This is a genomic window from Gaiella sp. (assembly GCF_035710885.1).
Classification (GTDB): Bacteria; Actinomycetota; Thermoleophilia; order Gaiellales; family Gaiellaceae; genus Gaiella.
Genome location: NZ_DASTCS010000036.1, coordinates 1 through 18,081 on the forward strand (window position 1 = coordinate 1; position 18,081 = coordinate 18,081).

An 18,081-nucleotide genomic window follows, 5' to 3' on the forward strand; every position below is an offset into this window, starting at 1 on the left:
GGCGAGCCCGGCGACACGCGGACGATCACCTACGCCGACCTGCAGCGGGACGTCGTCCGGATGGCGAACGCCCTCCGGGAGGTCGGGGTTCGCAAGGGCACGCCCGTCGCGATCTACATGGGGATGATCCCGGAGCTGGCCGTAGCCATGCTCGCCTGTACCCGCCTCGGCGCTCCCCACACCGTCGTGTTCGGCGGGTTCTCGGCCGACTCGCTGTCGGGCCGCATGGTCGACATGGGCTGCGAGGTGCTCGTCACCCAGGACGAGGCCTGGCGTCGCGGCTCGACGGTGCCCTTGAAGCGCACCGCGGACGAGGCGATGGAGGCGGCGCCGAAGGCACACTCGTGCCTGGTCGTCCGGCGCACCGGCGGGGACGTGCCGATGACGCCCGGGCGGGACCGCTGGCTCCACGAGCTGGAGGTCTCCGACGACCCGGCGTCGTGCCCGTGCGAGCCGATGGGCAGCGAGGACCTGCTGTTCCTGATGTACACATCGGGCACCACGGCCAAGCCGAAGGGCATCGTCCACACGACGGCCGGGTACCTCGTCGGGGTCGCCGCCACGCACCACTACATCTTCGACCTGAAGCCCGAGACCGACGTCTATTGGTGCGCCGCCGACATCGGCTGGATCACCGGGCACAGCTACATCGTCTACGGGCCGCTCTGCAATGCGACGACCTCGGTGCTCTACGAGGGGACCCCCGACTTCCCGGACAGGGATCGCTGGTGGTCGATCGTCGAGCGCTACGGCGTGACGATCCTCTACACGGCGCCGACCGCGATCCGCGCGCACATGAAGTGGGGCCCCGAGCACGCGGCCGGGCACGAGCTCGGCTCGCTGCGCCTCCTCGGCTCGGTCGGCGAGCCGATCAACCCCGAGGCCTGGATCTGGTACCACGAGCACATCGGCGGTGGACGGTGCCCGGTCGTGGACACCTGGTGGCAGACCGAGACCGGGATGATCCTCATCACACCGCTCCCCGGGGTCACGACCACGAAGCCCGGCTCCGCCACCAAGCCGTTCCCCGGCGTGGCCGCCGCGGTGCTGAACGAGCAGGGCCAGCGCGTCGAGCAGGGCGGCGGCTATCTCGTGCTCGAGCGGCCCTGGCCGGCGATGACCCGCGGCATCTTCGGCGACGACGGCCGCTACCGGGCGACCTACTGGGAGCGTTTCCCGGGTTCGTACTTCGCGGGTGACGGGGCACGGATCGACGCAGACGGCGACTTCTGGCTGCTCGGCCGAGTCGACGACGTGATGAACGTCTCGGGGCATCGCATCTCGACGATCGAGGTCGAGTCGGCGCTCGTCGACCACCCCAGGGTCGCCGAGGCCGCCGTCTGCGGCCGCTCGGACGCGACGACGGGCCAGGCGATCGTCGCCTACGTCACGCTGAAGGGCAGCGAAGGGGGCTCGGTCGAGATGCTCGAGGAGCTCCGCGACCACGTCTCCCACAAGATCGGGCCGATCGCCAAGCCGGCCAACATCGTCTTCACACCCGAGCTTCCGAAGACGCGATCGGGGAAGATCATGCGCCGGCTGCTGCGCGACGTGGCCGAGAACCGCCCGCTCGGGGACACGACGACGCTCGCCGACCCGGCGGTCGTCTCGGAGATCGCCGAACGCGCATCGTCGGCTGCCGCCGACGACGCCTAGACGAGGCTCGCGGAGCGACCGGAGCTCAGCCGACCGCAGCAGCGAACGCCGCGACCGTCCGGTCGATGTCCGCCTCGGTCGTCCGCCAGTTGGAGACCGACAGGCGGATCGCCGCACGTCCCTCCCAGACCGTGCCGCTCATCCAGGCCTCTCCGCTCGCCTGCACCGTGGCGACCGCGTCTCGCGTGGACTCGTCGTCCGCGAACCGGAAGAGCACCTGGTTGAGCACGACCTCGTTCAGCACCTCGCCGCCCGGCAGCGCGGCGACCTGCTCTGCAAACCGCCGTGCGTGGCGGCAACTCCGCTCGACGACGTCCCGGACACCGCTGCGGCCGAGCTGGCGGATCGCCGCCCAGACGGGCGCCGAGCGCGCGCGCCGCGAGAACTCCGGGCTATAGCCCATCGGGTCGCGAACCGCGGCGTGGTCGGCGACGTGGAGGTACGGGGCCGCGTACTCCAGCGCGGCCTGGTGGTCGGCGGGATGCGCACAGATCGCGATGCCGCAGTCGTAGGGGACGTTCAGCCACTTGTGCGCGTCGGTGGCCCACGAGTCGGCCCGCTCGTGTCCCCGGAGGAGATGCGAGAGCGAGGGGCTCGTCGCCGCCCACAGCCCGAAGGCGCCGTCCACGTGGACCCAGGCCTTCGCCGTCGCCGCGAGCTCGACGATCGCGGAGAGGTCGTCGAACGCGCCGGTGTTCACTTCGCCGGCCTGGGCGCAGACGATCGTCGGGATCGACGGGTCGAGCGCGGGCGCAAGCTCGGAGACGACGATGCGACCCTCGCGGTCGGTCGGGACGACGACCTCCTGCGCCCTGCCGATCCCGAGGAGCCGGAGCGCGCGCGTGACCGTGACGTGGCGCTTGTCGCCGACGACGACCCTGAGCGGCGGAGCTCCCGACAGTCCCTGCTCGGGCAGGTTCCAGCCCGAGCGCGCATAGACCGAATGGCGCGCGGCGGCGAGGCACGTCACGTGCGCCATCTGGCACCCGGTCACGAACCCGAACGACGAGTGCGAAGGAAGCCCGAGCAGCTCGAGCACCCAGCGTCCCGCGACCGCCTCGAGCGCGGCCGCCGCCGGCGTCGGCTCGGCGAGACACGCGTTCTGGTCCCAGGCCGAGACGAGCCAGTCGGCCGCCAGCGACGCCGGGAGCGCTCCACCGATCACGAAGCCGAAGTAGCGCCCGGAGCCCATCGCCGTGATGCCCTCGTCGGCGACACGGGCGAGCTCTCCGACGACCCCGCCTGGATCGGAGGGGCCCTCCGGGAGCGGCTCGTCGAGCACGGCGAGCATCTCCCGGTAGGTCCGCGCAGGCCCGACCGGACGCGTACCGAGGCTCTCGACGTAGTCGGCGGCGATCGCAGCCGCACGGGCGAGGACCTCTCTCTCGGACATCGCGCGAGTCTACGTCGGCGTGTCTGCGCTCATCGCCTCGTGGCGCAGCGCGATCGCGACGCACGCCGCCACCACGAGGATCACCAGCCAAAGCGGGCTGAGGGTCGGGTGGAGCGCGGAGGGGATCTTCCACTCGGCCCAGCCTCGCTTGACGACCTGCTCGTGCCACAGGTCCTCCGCCAGGTTGACCGCGCCGTAGGCGAAGGCGACGGACACGTACGCGCGCGTCACGTGCTCGAGCCCGCCCGGCCGGAGCCGCGGGCGAGAGAGGAGGAGCGCGCTCAGGACGAGGACCGTCCCGTCGAGCCCATGGTGGTGACCCAGGTGGACCGCGGCGAGCTCGCGTCCGTCGGGCTCCGTCACCACGCGCTCCATCAGGAAGACGCCGTCCGGGAGGAAGACGCCGAGCTCGGCGGCGAGCCAAGGGATCGAGACGAGGAGCCCGGCCGCGGCGATCACGACCCGGACGACGTCGAGCGACAGCCGCCGCGCGAAGGCGGTGCCCGCCCTCCGGGCGGCGACGCCCGTCAGCGCGAGCGCGAGCAAGACACCGAGCGCCGGGACAGCATTCGCCCAGCGTGCGTCGAGGTCGTCCTCGTCGACGACCCCCGGCCAGGCGGTGACGGCGCAGAGCGCGATCGCAGGGCCCCCGGCCCACCAGGCCGACGTCGGGAGCGCCGACATCGCCATGAGAACGAGGGCGATCGCGACGAGCGAGACGGGGAAGTTCAGCTCGACGACGACCCGCGAGAGCCCGCCGACGATTCCGTCGCGCGACACGTGATAGGTCTCCGCCGGCGCAAGCCGCCAGTAGGTGGCCAGGATCGCGAGCAGAACGGCGGCCCACAGCACCCAGGTGACCACCGCCTCGCCCTGGGCGCCTCGCCTCTCGCGTCGCCCCGTGACTCAGCGCCCCCAGTGAGCCGAGTGGTCGTCGACGAAGTTCGTCGTCAGGCCGAGACGAACGCGATGCGGTTGCCGTCCGGGGGCCCAGGTCGGTGACTCCCCGAGCCCGATCGGACCGATCCGCCGGGCACCGGAACCATCCACGTTCATCGTCCAGATCTCCGGCCGCCGACGCGGTGGAGCCTGCCGCACGAAGGCGATGCGCTTCCCGTTGCGCGAGGCGCGCGGCCAGAGGTCGCCCACGCGGTTTCGGGTCAGCCGTCGTACGTCACCGCCGTCTGGGCGCATCGAGTAGATCTCCAGCCCCCGATACGCGCGGGCCTCGTTCTCGGTCGCGTCGCGCCAGCTCAGGAAGTAGATGCGGCCCGTGGGTCCCCCTGCCGCTGCCCCGTCGTCTACGGCAGTGAGCGCCGTGCCGAGCGCGAGCGCGACGATGACGGGCGCGACACACCCGGCGGTCATGGGTGGCGACTCTAGAGCGTCACACGCCGACTGTCTGCAACCCGAGGTGCTCGAGCGCCGTCCTAGCCTCGTCGCCCGCGTCTGCACGCTCTCGGATCGTCGAGTGGAGCTCCACGGCGTCGTGGTACTACGCGGGCTCCGTCCCGCGGCCGCCGGCCGCGGGGCTCGGTCTCGAACGCGAGCGACAGCGCGATCGAGTTCCCCGACCCGGCGCTGAACTACGCCTTCATCTGCTGGCGGAGCGCCGGCGACTTGCCCCGGCGCTCGGCGAGAACGGTCAGGCGTTCGCAATCAGTCGTCCGGCGGACGCAACCCGAGCTGGATCGCCTCGCCGGGGGAGAGTCGTGTGCCCTCCTCCCATGCGGCCGCGAAGCCCTCGAGAGCGCGCAGCGGCTCGAGCCGATCCTCGAGGTAGGGGGTGAGCTCCGGACCGACGGAGTACCCGATCTCTCCCCCGCGCTTCTGTCCCGCCGACCACAGCGCGATCGCGCGCTCCGGCTCCCCTTCCTGCACCGACACGAGTGCCAGAACCAGCGGAGCCTCGACCTCCAGGAGCTCGTCGAACTGCTCGGACTCGTAGTCGACCGCCTCTTGCAGGCACGATCGCGCCCCGGCGATGTCGCCGGCCGCCGCGAGCGCAATCGCCAGATTGGCGAGCGCCGTGACGATGAGGTACGGGTCGTCGAGTCCCTGCCCGAAAGCGAGGTCTTCGCGCATGAGGGTGCATGCCTCGACAGGTCGTCGCGCTGCGAGCAGCCCGACGGCCTCGTTCCCACGCGCGACGGAGATGTTGCGAAGGTCCCCGATCTCCTCCCAGACGACGATTGACTCACGGAGCCGATCGAGTCCACTGTCAACGTCACCCGTCGTGATCAAGGCGAGACCCAAGACGTTGAGGGCGTCGCCCAGCGCCCGCGGAGCGGCGACGAGGCGCGCGAGCTCGAGCGCCTTCGTCGCATGTGAGAGCGCGGTGCCGTCGTCGCCCCTCTGGAGAATCGCGAAGGCACGATGCGAGAGAATTTGGCTTTCCACCGCCGCGTCGTCGACGCGAGCCGCGCCGCGTGCGGCCGCGGACGCATCGACGAACCGGCCGAGCCGCAGCAGCAGGCGAAGCCGAAGTATGAGCGCCCTCGCCCGGAGCGACTGATCGTCGGTCGGACACTTGTCGATCAGGTCGAGGAAGACCCCGTACGGGCCCCGAGAGTCGACGAAGTCGCCCGCCGCGAGGAGGAGGCGGAGCGCGTCATCGACTCGTCCGCGGGCTCGGCAGGCGGCGAGCGCATGGAGCAGGTTCGGGCGCTCCCGTGCGAGCGTCCCGAACCACTGAAGCTGATCTCGATCGACCCAGTACTCGTCGATCTCGCCGACTACGTCGCCGAGCCACGCGTAGAACCGCTCGAATACGGCGTCCGCCTCGCTCGCGTACTCGAGGAGACGGGCATGCGCGTACTCACGGATCGTCTCGAGCATCCAGTAGCGATCTCCGCCCGCGTCGTCGGGACGGTGACGCACAAGGCTCTTGTCGAGGAGCGACTCGATCACGTCGAGGTCGGTGCCGGCGACGCATCGCGCCGCGCCGAGCGTGCAGCCGCCGGGAAACATGGCGAGGGCACGAAGAGCGCGTTGCTCTTCCGCAACGAGGAGGTCGTAGGACCAGGCGATGGTCGCTTCCAGCGTGCGCTGGCGCTCGTCGACGTCATGGTCTCGATTCGACAGAACGTCGAGACGCCCGTCGAGACGCTCCAGAATCGCCGTCGGGGAGAGCACGCCGGTCCGGGCCGCGGCGAGCTCGATCGCAAGCGGCAGCTCGTCGAGTCGGCGGCAGAGACGGCCGACGGTCTCGTCGGCCTCGATCTCGATACCTCGAACGCGCGCCCGCTCGACGAAGAGCCGCCCGCCGTCGTCCGCAGAGAGTGGCGGCACCGGCCAGGCCGACTCGCTGCCGATTCGCAGCCTCTCGCGACTCGTGACGAGTGCCCGCATGGTCGGGCAGGCGGTGAGTAGATCGGCGACATCGTGCGCCGCCTTCGGAAGAAGGTGCTCTGCGTTGTCGAGGACGAGCAGTGCCTTCCGCCCACTCAACGTGGTCGCGAGGGTCGAGGCGAGGTCCTCGCCGGGTTGTTCGCGGATCCCGAGCGCCTCTGCGATCGCGGGCACGACCAGCGCGACGTCGCGGAGGGGCGCGAGCGAAACCCAGGTGATGCCGTCGGGATAGTGGTCTGCCGCGTCGGCGGCGGCCTGCAACGCAAGTCGGGTCTTGCCGGTGCCGCCGGGCCCTGTGAGGGTGAGGAGGCGGGTGTCGGGGTGGGTCAGTCGTTCGACGACCGTACGCAGCTCGGTTTCTCGGCCGAGGAACGGGGTTGCGGGGACGGGCAGGTTGGAGCGGTAGAGGGTCTTGAGTGGCGGGAAGTCGGTGGGGTAGCCGTCGAGCTGGAGTTGGTGCAGCGCGATCGGAGTGGACAGGTCCTTGAGCCGGTGTTGGCCGAGCTCCTTCAGCGCGACCGAGCCGGGCTCGAGGAGCGTCACGGTGGTCGGGGAGAGGACGACTTGGCCGCCGTGGGCGGCGCTCATGATGCGGGCGGCGCGGTGAACGTCGATCCCGACGTACTTGGGTGGGTCGAGTGCTGGCTCGCCGGTGTGGATCCCGACGCGGATCCGGATCGGGCCGCCGTCGAGCTCGCTCATCGCTTCGCTGATGGCGGAGACTGCGCCCTGCGCAGAGCCGAAGGCGTAGAAGAAGGCGTCGCCCTCGTAGTCGACCTCGTACCCGTCGTGACGCGCGCACCCCTCTCGGACGATCCGCCGGTGCTCCGCGAGCGCGTCCCGGTACGCGTCGAGGCCGAGCTCATCGAGCAGCCGCGTGGAGCCCTCGATGTCCGTGAACACCAACGTCACCGTCCCCGACGGTTGGGCCACCGCAGTCACGGCCGGATTCTCGTGATGTCGGCGCGCGCCCGCAACGCACGGAAACCGATGCAGGCGGATCAGATTGCGCGGCCGGCCCGCGAATCCTCCCCGAGCGCGCGCCATGCGACCTCCAGTGCGCGCTCGGGATCCATGGGCGCATCCGCCCCACGCGGATGCTGGGCTTCGGCCACCGCGAGCGCTGCGGCGACGAGCTTGCGGTCCCATGACGGGAGCACGAAGCCCGTGTCCTCGAGCATCGTCTCGAGGGTGCTCGCGAGCGCCGACGCGTCCGCGTAGCGACCGTCCGCGACGAGGGCCTGGACGGCGACCGTCAGCGCGTAGAGCCGGAACTCGGCGTCAACCGTGATCGTCGGATCCAGCATGTGGCGGACAAGCAGCTCTCGCGCGACATCGACGTCGCCGTTCCGCGAGTACGCCTCCGCGAGACCGACGTAGAAGAGCGGGGCTTCGGGCGAATCGAGCTGCTCCAGAACGTCGAGCGACTCGCGGACGTAGGCGATTGCCTGATCGAATCGCCCCGCGGCCGTCTCGATAGCCGCGAGGGAGTTGAACGCATGCGCGATACCGCGCCCATCACCCTCCGCCTGTCGTATTTCCAGCGCCTCGGCCGCGTGCGCGCGGGCATCCGCGAATGCCCCCTCGTCTGCCTCGACCATCGCGATGTCGGCGAGGAGCGCTCCGGTGCGACCGCTCGCCTCGATGTCCCGAAATCGAAGGCGGACGCTCGGCGTCGCGCGAGCTCGGGCGAGGCAGTCCACGAGCAGAACCCGCGCCTCCGCGCTATCGCCCGAAGCCCAGAGGATCTCCGCGGCCACCGCATCCCCTTCGATGATGAGCTCCGCGGGAGCGTGGGATCGTTCGAGCGTGAGGTAGCGCCTCGCGCCGACGAGTGCCTCCCGGTTGAGGCCTCGCCGCGCCCACGCGAGACGAAGGCCCAGGAGCAGGCCGACCGCATTCGGGAGGTCGCCGTGCTCGATCGCGCTCGCGTAAGCGCTTCGAGCGTTGTCGAACTCGGCGTCGAGCACCGCGACCGCGTCGTCCTCGAGCGCACGTGCGGCTGTCCAGCCGCGGCCGTAGACCGTCGCGAAATGCGCGCGGTACGCAGCCATGACGGAGTCGTTCTCACCGCAGTGCTCGAGCCGGGAGGCGGCGAACTCCCGAATCGTCTCGAGCATCCAGTAGCGGTCGCGATTGTGCTCGAATCGATGGCGGACGAGACTCTTGTCGAGAAGCTGTTCGATCGTCTCGAGGTCGGCTCCCGCCACATGGGCTGCGTCCTCGAGTGTGCAGCCGCCGGCAAACACGGAAAGGCCACGGAGCGCTAGCTGCTCGTCCGCGGCGAGCAGGTCGTACGACCACGAGATGGTCGCCTCGAGCGTGCGCTGGCGTGCCTCCGCGTCACGGGACCCGTGTCGAAGGAGCTCGAGCCGTCGGCCGAGTCGCTCGAGCAGAGCAGCCGGTGAGAGCGCTCCGACGCGAGCGGCGGCGAGCTCGATCGCGAGCGGGAGATGGTCGAGCGCCATGCAGATGTCTGAAACGTCCGGCGTCGGCTCGAAGCCTGGCTGGACCCTGCGAGCGCGTTGCGTGAACAGGTCGAGGCTGTCCGCGTCGGACAGGGTGGGCACCGGCCACATCGTCTCCGCGGCGATTCGCAGTCGCTCTCGGCTCGTGACGAGGAGGCGCAGAGTAGGGCAGGCGGCGGTGAGCTCGGCGAGCTGCAGCGCGACCTCCGGAAGGAGATGCTCGGCGTTGTCTACCAGCACGAGCACCTTCTTCCCGAGCAGCGCGTCGGCGACCACTTCGATCGGCGATCGCTCGGACTGCTCGCGCAGATCGAGAGCTTGGGCGATCGCCGGTACGACGAGCGTGGGATCGCGGAGCGGCGCCAGCCCGACCCATGTGACGCCGTCGGGGAAGTCGTCCGATGCTCGAGCGGCGGACTGAAGCGCGAGACGGGTCTTGCCCGTCCCCCCGGGGCCCGTGAGGGTGAGCACGCCCACGCCGGGGTCGGCGAGGCGTTCGAGGACCGCGGCCAACTCGCGCTCGCGACCGAGGAACGGCGTCGCGGGAACGGGAAGCGTGATGCGATAGAGCGACTTGAGCGGTGGGTGCTGACCCGCACCGAGCTGATAGATCCGTTCCGGGGCTCCGATGTCCTTGAAGCGGTGCTCGCCCAGGTCCGTCAGCTCGACCTCGCCGTCGAGCCACTCGGCGGCCTCCCGCGAGAGCACGACCTGGCCACCGTGGGCGGCGCTCATGATGCGGGCGGCGCGGTGGACGTCGATCCCGACGTACTTGGGTGGGTCGAGTGCTGGCTCGCCGGTGTGGATCCCGACGCGGATCCGGATCGGGCCGCCGTCGAGCCCGGTCATCGCCTCACTGACGGCGCTGACGGCAGCTTGGGCTGTGGCGAAGGCATAGAAGAACGCGTCTCCTTCGAAGTCGACCTCGTAGCCGTCGAAGCGCACGCACGCGTCGCGCACGGTGCGGCGGTGGTCGGCAAGAGCATCTCGGTAGGCGTCGACCCCGAGGTCTTCGAGCAGCCGGGTTGAGCCCTCGATGTCGGTGAACACCAACGTCACCGTCCCGGACGGTTGCTCGATCACGATGCGCGATTGTCCCGCGGCTGCCCCGCGGCTGCAACGTCCGCCCGTTCAGACGGCGACGGTCTGCAGCCCGAGCTCCTCGAGCGTCTCGCGGGCCTTCTCGTCGCCCGCGTCCGCGAGCGCGCGAACCCGCGCGTGGAGCTCGACGAGCGCCGTCAGGTACTGCGCGTGCGTCATCCCCCGACCACCCGCGGCGGCCCGGTAGCGCATCCCGACCTCGCGGGGAACGCGCCGGAACATGATGTCCTCGTGCTCCTTCCCCTCCGTGCCGCCGGTGCGGATGAACATCACGTCGCCGGCGCCCGGAGGCGGCGGGAACCCGGGCGGCAGCGGAATGGTGAAGGGCTCGGGATCCTCGTCCTCGGACATGCATCGAATATGCCAGAGATAGCGTACGCAGTCAAGGACCGGCCAACCGCGACCGGCGCCGTCCCCCGAGCGGCGCCGGTCGCGGTATCCGGGTGCTGGTTACCGCTTCGGGCAGAGCAGCACGATGTTGAGGCCGCCCCAGGCGAAGGAGTACGTCGGGCAGCCGACCTTCGTGGAGATGAACTCGCGCACGTTCTGGTTGTAGGTGATCACGAGAGGAGACTGGTTCCGGGTGATGTCGATATCGAGGGTTCCGTACGCCCGGTAGCGCGCGTCGCCGGAGAGGCGCGCGGCCGCGTCCATCTTCCGTTGGTACGCGGCCTGGTTGAAGTACGACACGTTGACGTTGTTCTTCGGCGCGATGGTTCGGCCGTCGAGCAGGATGTTGATGAAGTCGTAGGGATCGGGGTAGTCGGCGAACCAGCCGATCGACATCAGGTCGAAGGGCTCCCCTCGCGTCCCCGTCTTGTCGATCAGCACCGCGAAGGTGTAGGGCTTGACCTCGACGTCGAGGCCGATCGCCTTCAGGTTCGCCTGCACGAGCTGGCCGGTGTTGACTCCGAGCTGGTCGTTCGTCGTGTACATGACGACCTTGCCGGTCTTGCCGCCGAGGAGCGCCTTCGCCCTTGCGATGTTCGGGCGGCCGACGGGATAGATCTTCGCGTCGCGGTAGCCGGGGATACCGGGCGGCAGGATCTGCTCGTTCGGCGTCCCGGCATTGAGCCCGGCGAGCCGCGTCAGGGCCGGCCGGTCCACGGCAAACGCGACCGCCTGGCGCGCCCTGACGTCCTTGAAGATCCCGCGCGACGTGTTGAGCGCGAAGTAGCCGATCGAGTTCGACGGATAGACGAAGTACCGGCCCTTGTTGATGCCGAACTCCTTTGTCAGCTGTGTGTGCGCCGCGGTGGGCAACGAGTAGAGGTCGAGGTCCGCCTCGCCCTTTCGCACCTGGAGGTAGCTCGCCTGCTCGCCCATCTCCACGACGACGCGGATGACGTCCCAGGTCTGCTTCCGGTTGCCGCCGTAGTAGGGGTTCTTGCGCAGGACGATCTGCGACCCCTTCTGCTTGCTCGAGATGTAGTAGGGCCCCGCGCCCGGAGGCTCGTTCACACCCTGCGGGTCGATCGGCAGGTTCGGCGGGATCGCGCAGAAGAACGGCATCGCGATCCGCGAGAGGAAGTCCGGGGCCACCTTCGTGAGGCGCACGGTGAGCGTGTTGCCGTTCGCGATCACGCCGGAGGGACGTGCGGCTTTGCCGGCCAGCACCTTGTCTGCTCCGACGATGTCGCTCACGAATGTCGCCGCGGGAGACTGCATCTTCGGGCTCAGGGCCCGCTCGATCGCGCGGGCGTAGCTCGCCGCCGTGACCGGGGAGCCGTCGGAGAACCGGAAGCCGCTCCGCAGCTGGAACGTGTATGTCTTGCCGTTCCCCGAGATCTTCGGGAAGGAGCGTGCGACCTCGGGATAGAGCCTCGCGCCCGCCCGCCCGGCCTTGTCCGGATAGCCGAGGAGCATCGCGCACGTCGCCGCCTCCAGCCGCCAGCCGTAGAAGTCGTAGTTGAGTGCAGGGTCGAGGTAGGTGATGTCCGTGGAGTTGACGTTGAGCCGGAGCACGCGCTCCTCGGTCGCCGGTCTCGCCGCAGGGGCAGCGAGGAACGCCGCCGCGAGCAACCCGAGTCCGGCTAGGAGCGAGAGAGCCGAGACCATCCGCCGCATGGGGTCCCTCCTGGTGTCGAATTGTCGCCCTCGGTTCGCACACCGACGGCGTGCCGCCTGCCCTGAGGATGTCCCCGAAGCCCCCCGGCTCCCGGGTCGTCACATCCCTCGGGCCACGCGACTATGCAACATCGCGCACGAGAACGCAACGGCCCGCCACAGCTCGCCTCGTGACTCACTTGGCCTGCCCCAGGGCCAGGTCCCAGGTCACCGACGTATCGCTGGCGTTGTAGAACCCCGTCGGCGTTCCCCTGCCCTTCAGCGCCGTGCTCGCCGGTGTCCCCTCGGCGCGGATCGTGAGGTTCTGCAGGCCTGGGGTCCCGGTGTAGGTGATCCACGTCTTGCCGCAGTTCTTGCTGGTCTTGGTCACCAGGGGCAGCCTCATCCCTCCGCCGCCGCCGCCGAAGAAGCTGAGCGAGATCACCCACTGCGATCGCGTCGCGCTCCAGTGGACGCCGACGCGCGGGTAGTCCCTCGCGTTCGACCCGGGGCGCTCGCCGGTGCGGCCGCGAACGACGGTTCGCTCGCCGACATCGCTGGGAACCGGGCTGCCCGTCGCGTCGGTGCACGGGGGGTCGGCGTACCTCGACGACGAGTAGGTCGCGATCCAGGTGACGGGTTGCGTCCAGCCGAGCGCATCGGTCTTGGTGGCGCCCGGTAGGACCGTCAAGCGGATGTCGAGCGACCTGTGTCCCGGCGGCTTGCCCGGTGTGCCGTCCGATTCTTCGACGTGCACCGTGCCGCGCCACTCGGTGGTCGCCGAGGGCCTGGGCTTCGTGGCGACGCCCCGGTCCACCGTTGCGCCGACCGCTTTCTCGAGCGCGTTCCCGGACCCGATGCGCACCGAGAACTCCTTCGAGATCCGCTTGCCTCCGGCGACGACGGCGATCTCGCCGCGGAGCATCTTGCCTCGATAGCGGGCGTTGTTGAAGCTGTAGTAGCACCGAGCAGCGCCAAGGGCGACGTAGCCCGAATAGCGCCGAACGCCGTATCGCTCGTCGTCGGCGAACGACGCCACGCAGGTCGCGCCGCTCGGACGGACCGGCACGCCGCCCTGGGTCACCTGCGCGTCTGCGCGGACGGTCGACGGTCGAAGTGGCGTTCGCGTCAGTTCGGGGATACCGAGCAGGATCGACTCCGTCCTATTGGCGACCAGCACCGCGAACGTGGCGTCTTCGTCTCCCTCCGCCGGGGCGGATGCCGGCGACGAGAGACCGACCACAGCGGCGGCCAGCGCGCACATCAGCCCGAGGGCGCCGCCGCTGGCGCGGCTCGACACTGGACGCCCCCGCCGGTGCGGGTCGTCGACCGGAACCCGATGGCGATGCGAGTGGATCAACGCACCCGCTCGGACATCGGGGCCGGTTGAGTGAAGTGCGACACCACGTTGGCCTGATGGTCGCCGACGGGGCTCAACAATGGTTCAACGGCGATTCGCGCCGCTCGTCCCCGACACCCGGCCCTGCCCGCGGGATGCATGACCGCGATCGACGCGTCGTTGTCCGCGCCCACGCCTGGAGTGTCGGCTCGCCGACACGTCGCGCGACGGTCGTCGGATCGGCCCTGTCGATCATGCGTACGCGCCGCTGCCGGTGGACGCGTCGGAGGTCATGTCGAGCGTGAGCGCGAGCTCCAGGGCATCGGCGACGGTCAGGGCCTTTCCGGCGTGCTCGGCAGTGGCGAATGCCTCGGCGCCGAGCGCCGCGCGCGCGTCGGCGCGGATCGCATCGATGCGCGTTGCCGTGTATGCGTGCAGCGCCACTGCGTTTCGCGTCAGGTCCTCGAGGCCCGCGGAGAGGAGCCGGATCGCCGTCCCGTGCTGGCCCATGCGCGAGGCCGCATCTGCCGCATCGACGAGCACATAGGGAAGCCGGAAGGCGTGGGCGAGGTGGAGCTCGACGACTCGCCTGACGTGTGTGAGCGCTCGGTTCAGCTCGCCTAGTTCCAGGAGCGGGCACACGATGTTGCCGTGCGCCATCACGAGTGCGTAGGGGTTCCCCGAGTCCTCGGCTCGTCGTATGGCCGACCGAGTCAACTCCACGCAGCGGAGAATCGCTGCTTCGTCCAATACCGGCCCTGCTGTGCCGAGTCCCAGCAGGGCGAAAGCAAGATGACTCCGTGCCAGCCCCTCGAGCCCGTCCGAGCCTGCATCTCGCGCGTAGGCGCACGCGCGCTCGCCCGCCACATACGCTTCCGAGTAGTTGCCCACCGTTGCCTCGTGGAAGCAACGCAGGTTCTCGACCATCGACAGACCGTGCGCATCGCCGGTGCCCGCGAACAGCTCTTCCGCTTCTGCGAGCGCCGCTCGGGTCTCGTCCGCGAGTCCCATGTCCATCGAGATGGCCGCGTCGTAGTACAGGACGTGCCCGCGGTCGACCGCATCGGCCCCGGGGAGCGACAGCGTCGAGCGGGCGATCTTGCGCCCGTCCGGCGCCGAGACCTTCGCGTAGAGATACGGCGCCAACGACCGGACGAGCACTGCGGCCATCCGGCCGTCGTCGTTTTCGACAGCGTGGTGGAGGGCGAGCCGAAAGTTTGGAAGCTCGGCGTCGAAAATCGCGTGGCCGGACACCGACGCGCCGTCCCAGGTCTTGGGCTCGAGGGCACGCCCGAGATCCGCGTACCACGCGGCGTGACGATCCCCCACGAGGACCGACTCACCGCACTCTTCGAGTCGCTCGGTCGCATATGCGCGAACCGTGTCGAGGAGGCGGTAGCGGCCTGGTGCGTCGTGCCTCGTGACGAGGCTCTTCTTCTCCAGCCGGTCGATCCGGGCGTGCGTCGCTCCTGTCACCGCCTCTGCCCCCTCTGGCGTGAAGCCCCCTGCGAAGACCGAGAGGTGTCGCAGCACGCGTCGCTCGTCCTCGTCGAGAAGCGTGAACGACCAGTCGAGCGTCGTCCGGAGCGTGCGATGGCGTAGAGGGGGGTCCCGGCGACCGTCGACGTCCAGCGACCGCTCCAGCGTGGCGAACAGCTCGTCGCGGGTCCGCGTCTCGAGCTGTGACGCGACGAGCTCGATCGCGAGCGGCAGCCGATCGAGCCGTTCGCAGACCTCCTCGAGGACCTCGTCGTCCGGCGGTGTTGCTCTCGACACCGCCCGCCTGCGGGCGCGGAACAGCGCAGCCGCATCGTCTTGCGTCAACGGTGGAAGCCAGAACAGCTGTTCACCGCTCAATCCGAGCCGCTCGCGACTCGTCACCACCATCCGCAGGGCCGGAATGCGCGCGAGCAGCCGGTGGACGTCCGTAGCTGCGTCGATGACATGCTCGAAGCAGTCGAGAAGGAGCAGCGTGCGTTTCCCCCGAAGCGCGCCGCTCAATGCGTCAAGAGGGTCGCCGGCGGGGCCGCCCAGCACGGACACAGCGATTTCCTCTGGCACGCGCGTCGCGTCGTCAACTGCGTCGAGAGCGACCCAAGCGACGCCGTCGGGGAAGCGGTGGGCCAGCCTTCGAGCGAGCTCGATCGAGAAGCGCGTCTTCCCGATTCCACCCGGCCCGACGATCGTCACTAGCCGTACGTCGGGCTCGGAGAGCAACGCGGCCGCGTCGTTCAGATCGTTCTCGCGCCCGATGAACGACGACGGCGGCGCCGGGAGAGAGATCGACTCGGCGCGATCGATGGGAAGCTCGAGCGAGGAATCCTGGTCGAGAATCTGCCGCTGGAGCTCGCGCAGTGCCGGGCCGGGCTCGATGCCAAAGCTGGTGTCGAGTTGCCTGCGCGCCTCGAGGAAGACCTCGAGAGCCTCACCCTGACGGCCCGAGCGGTAGAGCGCGAGCATGAGCGCGGACCACGCTCGCTCGCGCTCGGGGTGCTCGCGAGTCAGCGATCGGAGGTCGGAGACGAGGTCGTGATGGAGACCGAGCTCGAGCCCCGCGTGGAACCGGTCCTCGACAACGGACAGACGTTCCTCGTCGAGCTCGAACCGGGCGTCGATGAGCGGGCTCGTCGTCAAACACGCGAGCGGCGTGGCGCGCCACATCCCGAGCGCGTCGTCGAGAGTGGTCCACGCGGTCGCCCAGTCGCGCCTGCCGAGTGCTTCGCGGCCCCGCGTCGCGGCCGCGCGAAAGAGCTCGAGGTCGAGCTCTTCCGGCTCGATCTCGAGCGCGTACCCCGCCCCCCGGGTCACGATCCGCTCACGGTCCGCGCCGGCGGTCGCAAGCGCCTGACGGAGCCGCGACACGTACACGGCGACAGCGTGGCCCGCGGTGGCCGGAGGGCGCTGCCACACGGCGTGCACGAGAGACTCGCTCGAGACGCCACGGCCGCGCTGCAACATCAGCGCGGCGAGAATCGCCCGGGCGTTCTCTCCGCCGAGCCGTACGGGCCCAGCGTCACCGACGACCTCGATCGGCCCCAGCATCCGGAACTCCACCGCAACCCCTTTGCCGCGTTCCCCCAGGCGGAGTATGCATCGATCGGCGCAAAGTCGCCACCACCGCTGTTGAGCGGTTGTTGAACGACTCCCGCCAGACTCGGTCGACATGCGTCCTAGCCCGATCCAGCCGACTCGAGCCGAGATGCGGTTGGCAGTGACGAGCGGCTGGCGACGCGCGCGTGTTCGCTCGGTCGCAACGGCCGTCACCGTTTCGTCCATCGCCGCGAGCGCGATGGTCGTCGGGTCCGCATGGAGCGCCACCCCGGCGTCGGCGCGGTACCAGGTGACGTTCGTGTTCGAGTCCGATCTCGGCTCGGTACCGCTGAACTGGACAAGAGCCTGCGTACGCGTCGCCGGGTCCTCGAGGAAGTTCTGCAAGATCGCGGCCGAGCTTCCACGGGTCGCGAACCCGACGAACTCCTGCAACGCCACCGGCGGAAGCATCACGTTCTGCAACGTCCTCATCCCACGGCGGAACCCGGTGGGAAAGGTCGTGCTCGTCAGCGTGAGGCTAACGAGTCGCTACTGCAAGAACGTCGTCCCGATGGGGTTGCCGGTCGAGAACACCGGCGTCGGCGACGACGTGATCCCCGTCAACCGCCGGATCCGCGGCGTCGGCGTCACCCGCGTAACGGTCAGGTGCACATGAGACCGACAGTCGTCGTCGCTGCCGCCTGTGCATCGATCTGCCTCGCGACGGCTTGGGGAACGGCAGCCCCGGCCGGCGCGGCCGAGCATCCGTACACCGTCGTCGTCACGGCGGACTGGACGATGACGGTGACGGACCCCACGGGCTCGCTCGATGCTCGGAGCACAGGTCGGCTCCGGTACTCGACCCGGGTGTCGGTCGGGTGGAATGCGCGGCGGGACACGGTCGACGTGACCCCTTGGCCGGGGTCGTCAGCGCCGGGCACGTACGCGGTTCGACTCGCAGGAACCGACGCTCGAGGATGCTCCTTCGACTACGGCAAGGAGCTCCGTGGCCCGATGGATTTCCGGGCGACCGCGCGCGTTGCGATCGGGTCCTTTCGTATGCCGACGAAGCCGGTTCGCGCGCCGTACTTTCTCGACGCGCGCATCTATCCGCTCGGAGTCCCGCCGACGCTGCCGCCGACATGTGGCAGCCTGGGAGCGCCGGTCGCAGACGGGGCGCTGTTCGGGCTCCGAGGCGTGTTCCAGCGTGTCGTGTGGTTCAACGAGGCACAGACGACTCTCGTCGGTACGTGGCCGGAGCTCTGGAACTACGCGTCGTTCCCGGTCGGCGCGGTGGGCTATATCCGGCTATGGTCGGCCCCGCCGCGAAAGCAGGGCGGGATCTTCCAGCATCCCGCGCCGGTCTCGACTCTCACGGCCGGCAAGCCGGTGACCCTCGGCGCAAGCCTTGCGGGCACGCGTCAGGTGGCCGGGGCGTCGTCTGTGACGGTGACGACCACCGGTCGGATCAGCTTCACGTTCAAAGCGCACGGCTGAGACGAGATGGACGGCCCTCGGGGGCGGGTGAGCGGTCGTTGAACGCGCGTTGAACGAGCTCCGCGACGATGCCTGCGGTCGTCACGGCGAACCAAAGGGAGTGGCGTGCAATCCGAACGGAGGGTGAACAGCATGCGGCGTCGGCTGAGCTGCTGGGGAACAGCATCTATGCATTGCGCGGAACGACGTTCGGGTCAGGA

12 protein-coding genes are annotated in these 18,081 nt (G+C 69.7%); 3 read left to right on the forward strand and 9 right to left on the reverse strand.

Annotated features, from left to right (window positions below; translation table 11 throughout):
- A partial coding sequence (gene acs, locus VFO26_RS07395; RefSeq protein ID WP_325114282.1) for an acetate--CoA ligase occupies positions 1 to 1,656 on the forward strand: 1,656 nt, incomplete at its 5' end.
- A 25-nt stretch (positions 1,657 to 1,681) separates the two neighbouring features.
- On the opposite strand, the gene VFO26_RS07400 is transcribed toward acs, so the two are convergent.
- The 9 genes from VFO26_RS07400 to VFO26_RS07440 form a co-directional block, all read right to left on the reverse strand.
- On the reverse strand, positions 1,682 to 3,049 hold the full coding sequence (locus VFO26_RS07400; protein ID WP_325114283.1) for a pyridoxal phosphate-dependent decarboxylase family protein: 1,368 nt from the start codon (positions 3,047 to 3,049) through the stop codon (positions 1,682 to 1,684).
- A 9-nt stretch (positions 3,050 to 3,058) separates the two neighbouring features.
- Positions 3,059 to 3,913 carry a hypothetical protein gene (locus VFO26_RS07405; RefSeq protein WP_325114284.1) on the reverse strand — a complete coding sequence of 285 codons (855 nt, stop codon included), beginning with the start codon at positions 3,911 to 3,913 and terminating at the stop codon, positions 3,059 to 3,061.
- Between the two features lie 42 nt (positions 3,914 to 3,955).
- Positions 3,956 to 4,417 (reverse strand): hypothetical protein, encoded by a 462-nt coding sequence (locus VFO26_RS07410; RefSeq protein WP_325114285.1) that lies wholly within the window; start codon positions 4,415 to 4,417, stop codon positions 3,956 to 3,958.
- A gap of 291 nt (positions 4,418 to 4,708) precedes the next feature.
- On the reverse strand, positions 4,709 to 7,342 hold the full coding sequence (locus VFO26_RS07415) for an ATP-binding protein (protein WP_325114286.1): 2,634 nt from the start codon (positions 7,340 to 7,342) through the stop codon (positions 4,709 to 4,711).
- Positions 7,343 to 7,401: 59 nt separating this feature from the next.
- The gene (locus VFO26_RS07420; RefSeq protein ID WP_325114287.1) at positions 7,402 to 9,951 is read right to left on the reverse strand and encodes an ATP-binding protein; all 2,550 of its coding nucleotides are present in this window, start codon (positions 9,949 to 9,951) and stop codon (positions 7,402 to 7,404) included.
- Positions 9,952 to 9,999: 48 nt separating this feature from the next.
- A complete protein-coding gene (locus tag VFO26_RS07425) occupies positions 10,000 to 10,320 on the reverse strand; it encodes a hypothetical protein (RefSeq protein ID WP_325114288.1) in 321 nt (106 codons plus the stop codon).
- 99 nt (positions 10,321 to 10,419) lie between these two features.
- Complete coding sequence (locus VFO26_RS07430; RefSeq protein WP_325114289.1) at positions 10,420 to 12,036, reverse strand: ABC transporter substrate-binding protein; 1,617 nt, start codon at positions 12,034 to 12,036, stop codon at positions 10,420 to 10,422.
- A gap of 175 nt (positions 12,037 to 12,211) precedes the next feature.
- The gene (locus tag VFO26_RS07435) at positions 12,212 to 13,315 is read right to left on the reverse strand and encodes a hypothetical protein (RefSeq protein WP_325114290.1); all 1,104 of its coding nucleotides are present in this window, start codon (positions 13,313 to 13,315) and stop codon (positions 12,212 to 12,214) included.
- A 291-nt stretch (positions 13,316 to 13,606) separates the two neighbouring features.
- Positions 13,607 to 16,408, reverse strand: coding sequence for a BTAD domain-containing putative transcriptional regulator (locus VFO26_RS07440; protein ID WP_325114291.1), 2,802 nt, complete (start codon positions 16,406 to 16,408; stop codon positions 13,607 to 13,609).
- 109 nt (positions 16,409 to 16,517) lie between these two features.
- On the opposite strand from VFO26_RS07440, the gene VFO26_RS07445 reads away from it, so the two are divergent.
- Both VFO26_RS07445 and VFO26_RS07450 read left to right on the forward strand, forming a co-directional pair.
- Positions 16,518 to 17,060 (forward strand): hypothetical protein, encoded by a 543-nt coding sequence (locus tag VFO26_RS07445; protein ID WP_325114292.1) that lies wholly within the window; start codon positions 16,518 to 16,520, stop codon positions 17,058 to 17,060.
- A complete protein-coding gene (locus tag VFO26_RS07450) occupies positions 17,057 to 17,881 on the forward strand; it encodes a hypothetical protein (RefSeq protein ID WP_325114293.1) in 825 nt (274 codons plus the stop codon). Before VFO26_RS07445 ends, VFO26_RS07450 begins: the two co-directional genes overlap by 4 nt.
- Positions 17,882 to 18,081: the final 200 nt, after the last annotated feature.